At 74.0% G+C, this 4,016-nt stretch carries 1 protein-coding gene and 1 pseudogene; both read left to right on the top strand.

Annotated elements, in window-relative coordinates:
• Positions 1-55 precede the first annotated feature (55 nt).
• Positions 56-1,326, top strand: a pseudogene (locus JNW89_RS29745) (condensation domain-containing protein); the annotation flags it as partial.
• On the top strand, positions 1,300-4,016 hold a 2,717-nt coding region (locus tag JNW89_RS29740; protein ID WP_238451613.1), incomplete at its 3' end, for an amino acid adenylation domain-containing protein. The pseudogene JNW89_RS29745 and the gene JNW89_RS29740, both read left to right, overlap by 27 nt.

Raw genomic sequence — 4,016 nt, 5'->3', positions numbered from 1 at the left:
CCCCCGCGCGGAGCCGGGCGCCGGCCCGGCGCCGCTCTCCTCCGGGCAGCACCGGCTGTGGTTCCTCGACCAGGCGTACCACCAGAACGCGTACACCGTCGGCACGGCGCTGCTGCTCGACGGCGCCCTCGACGTCGACGCGCTGCGCGGGGCGCTGGCCGAGCTGGTGCGGCGGCACGAGTCGCTGCGTACCGTCTTCCCGACCGGAGGAGACGGCGACCCGGTCCAGGAGGTGCTGCCGCCGGGCGCGGTCGACCTGCCGGTCGTGTCCGCGCCGGCCGACGCGGACGACACGGGGCCGCGCAGCATCGTGGAGTCGGCGGTCGCCGACGCGGTGCCGCAGTGGGTGCACGCGGCCCTGGCCGCCGACGTGCGGCGCCCGTTCGACCTGGCCCGTGGGCCGCTGTTCCGGGCCGTGCTGCTGCGGATCGCCGACGATCGGCACGTGCTGTCGCTGACCATGCACCACAACGTCTCCGACGGCTGGTCCCTCGGCATCGTCGCGGGCGAGGTGGCCACCCTCTACGACGCCGCCCTCGCCGGGCGCCCCTCGCCGCTGCCCGAACTGCCCGTGCAGTACGGCGACTACGCGCGCTGGCAGCGCAGCCGGCTGGCCGACCCCGACAGCGAGACCTGCGGTACTGGCGGCGGCAGCTCGACGGGGTGGCGGGCGTCCTGGAGGTGCCCACCGACCGGCCCCGGCCGCCGGTGCAGACGTTCGACGGCGCGGTCCGTACCCGCGTCCTGCCGCCGCGGGTCGCCGACGAACTGCGCCGCTTCAGCCAGGCCCGGGGCGCCACCCTGGCGATGACGGTGCTCGCCGCGCTGAAGGCGCTGCTCTGGCGCTACACCGGCCAGCGCGACATCTGCGTCGGCACGCCGGTCGCCGGCCGGGTCCGCGCCGAGCTGGAACCGATGGTCGGCTTCTTCGTCAACATGCTGCCGCTGCGGACGGTGATCGACGGCGACTGGACCTTCGAGGAGCTGCTCGGCCAGGTACGGCACACGGCGCTGGGGGCGTACGACCACCAGGAGGTGCCGTTCGAGCGGCTGGTGGACCTCGTCGACGCGCCCCGCGACCTCAGCCGGAACCCGCTGTTCCAGGTGATGTTCAACCTGCTGAACCTCCCCGAACAGCGAGACCTGGGCGCACCCGGGCTGCGAATGGTCCCGTTCGCCGTCGAGCCGGGCATCGCCCAGCAGGACCTGGCCCTGTACGCGTACGAGGTCGACGAGGGGCTGCGGTTCCGGTTGGAGTACAACACCGACCTGTTCGACGCGGCGACCGCCGAGCGGATGATGGGGCACCTGGAGACGCTGCTCGCCGCCGCCGTCGCCGACCCCGGCGTCCGGCTCGCGGACGTCCCCGTCCTCACCCCCGCCGAGCTGGCCCGGGTCGCCGGGTGGAACGACACCGCCACCGCGCTCGACTGGGCCGCGCCGGCCGGACGCGTGCCGACCCTCGTGGAACTGATCGAACGCCAGGCGGCGACGCGCCCCGACCGGCCCGCCGTGACGTTCGGGGCCACCACGCTCAGCTACGCGGAGTTCAACGCCCGGGCCAACCGGCTCGCCCACCGGCTGCGCCGGGCCGGCGTCGGCCCGGACGTCACGGTCGCCGTCTGCCTGAACCGCTCGCCGGAACTGCCGGTCACGCTGGTCGCGGTGCTCAAAGCGGGCGGCGCCTACGTGCCGGTGGACCCCGACTACCCGGTCGAGCGGCAGCGCTACGTGCTGGCGCACAGCGGTGCGAAGGTCCTGGTCACCGAGGCGGAGCTGGCCGACCGGTTCGCCGGGTACGCCGGCGAGGTGCTGCACGGCGGCCAGACCCCGGACGCGGAGCCGGACAGTGACCCGGAGCCGCTGGCCGGGCCGGACCACCTGGCGTACGTGATCTACACGTCCGGGTCGACGGGACGCCCCAAGGGCGTCCGGGTGACGCACGCCGCCGTCGTCAACACCCTGGCCGCCATGCGCGAACGGCCGGGTCTGACCAGCGACGGCACCATGCTCGCGATGGCCAGCTTCGCCTTCGACATGTCCGTACCGGAGCTCTTCCTGCCCCTCGTGGTCGGCGCCCGGATGCTGCTGGTGGGTCGCGACGTCGCCTACGACGCGACCCGGCTGGCCGACCTGCTCGTCGCGGAACGGGTCACCCTGGCCCAGGGGACCCCGGCGACCTGGCGGCTGCTGATCGAGTCCGGCTGGACCGGGATGCCCGGGCTGACGGCGGTGTGCGGCGGCGAGGCGGTGTCCGCGCCGCTGGCCCGGCAGCTGGCCGAGCGGGTCGGGGTGCTGTGGAACCTGTACGGCCCGACCGAGGCCGCCGTCTGGTCCACGATGGAGCGGATCGAGCCCGGCTTCACGCACCTCACCATCGGCCGCCCGATCGGCAACATGCGCGTCCACGTGCTCGATCCGCAGCTGTCCCCCGCCCCGGTGGGCGTGGTGGGTGAGCTGTACCTCGGCGGTGCCGGGCTGGCGCGCGACTACCTCGGCGACCCGGCGCTCACCGCGCAGCGGTTCGTACCCGACCCGCACGGAGGTCGGCTCTACCGCACCGGCGACCTGGGCCGGTGGCTGGCCGACGGCCGCATCGAGTTCGTCGGCCGCAGCGACTCGCAGGTGAAGGTGCGCGGATTCCGCATCGAGCTCGGCGAGATCGAGGAGGTGCTTCGCCGCCACCCGTCGGTACGCGACACCGCCGTCGTGGTCCGCGAGGACGCGGGCGAGAAGACGATCGTGGCGTACCTGACGCTGACCACCGGCGCGGAGGCCGGCGGGGACCCGGACGCGGCTCAGGGGGCGGACGTCACGGCGGACTTCGACGCCGACCCGGCGCCGTGGCGGGCGTTCGCCCGCACCTACCTCCCGGACTACATGGTGCCGTCGGCCTTCGTGGTGCTCGATCGCATGCCGCTCAGCGCCAACCGCAAGGTCGACCGCGCGGCGCTGCCCGCACCGCGGCGCGGCGGCACGGTCGTCGGGGCGGCTCCGCCGGACACCCCGCTGCGGAAGGCCCTGGCCGAGCGGTGGGCGGCGGTGCTCGGGTACGACAGTGTCGGCATCGACGACGACTTCTTCGACCTCGGCGGCGACTCCTTCAAGGCCATCAAGGCGCTGGCCGGCAACGACCCGGCGATCAGCGTCCTCGACCTGTTCCGCTACCCGACGATCCGGTCGTTGACCGAGCACCTGGCGGCGACCGGGGGCTCCGTCGGACGGCTGCTGCACGAGTTGACCCCCTCGCGACCGGCGACGCCGACGCGGCTGACGCTGCTCTGCGTACCGTTCGGCGGCGGCAGCGCGATCACCTTCCAGCCGCTGGCGGACGCCCTCCCGGCGGGCGTGGCGCTGTACGCCCTGGAGCGTCCCGGTCACGACCTGAACCGCCCGGACGAACCCCTGCTGGGGATGGATGAGCTGGTGGACCGCTGCGTCGCCGAGGTCGTCGACCAGATCAGCGGCCCGGTCGCCGTGTACGGGCACTGCGTGGGCGGCGCCGAGGCGGTGGAGCTGGGCCGCCGGCTGGAGGCGGCGTGCGTCGAGCTGACCGGCGTGGTCATCGGCGCGCACTTCCCCGCCCCGCGACTGCCCGGCCGGGTGTTCAGCTGGCTGCGGCGGTGGTTCCCGGTGGAGCGCTGGACGTCGAAACGGCGGACCCTGGAAGCGCTGCGCGCGATGGGCTTCTTCACCGAGGTCTTCGACGAGCGCGAGAAGGACTTCGTGATGCGCGTGGTCCTGGCCGACTCCGCCAAGGGCGAGGACTACTACACCGAGGTCTACGCCAACGGCCTGCCCCGGAAGCTGTCGGCCCCGATCGTCAACGTCATCGGCAGCGGTGACCGCGCCACGGAGCTGTACCAGGAGCGGTACCTGGAGTGGGAGTTCTTCTCCGACCGGGTGTCGCTGGAGGTCATCGAGGGCGCCGGCCACTACTTCGCCAAGCACCAGCCCGACGAGGTGGCGCGCATCGTCCTGGCGCACTGCGACCCGGCGACCGCGCCGGCGGCGGT

This window comes from Micromonospora sp. 4G55 (assembly GCF_016803375.1).
This window is presented reverse-complemented; position numbering and strand designations above follow the sequence as displayed.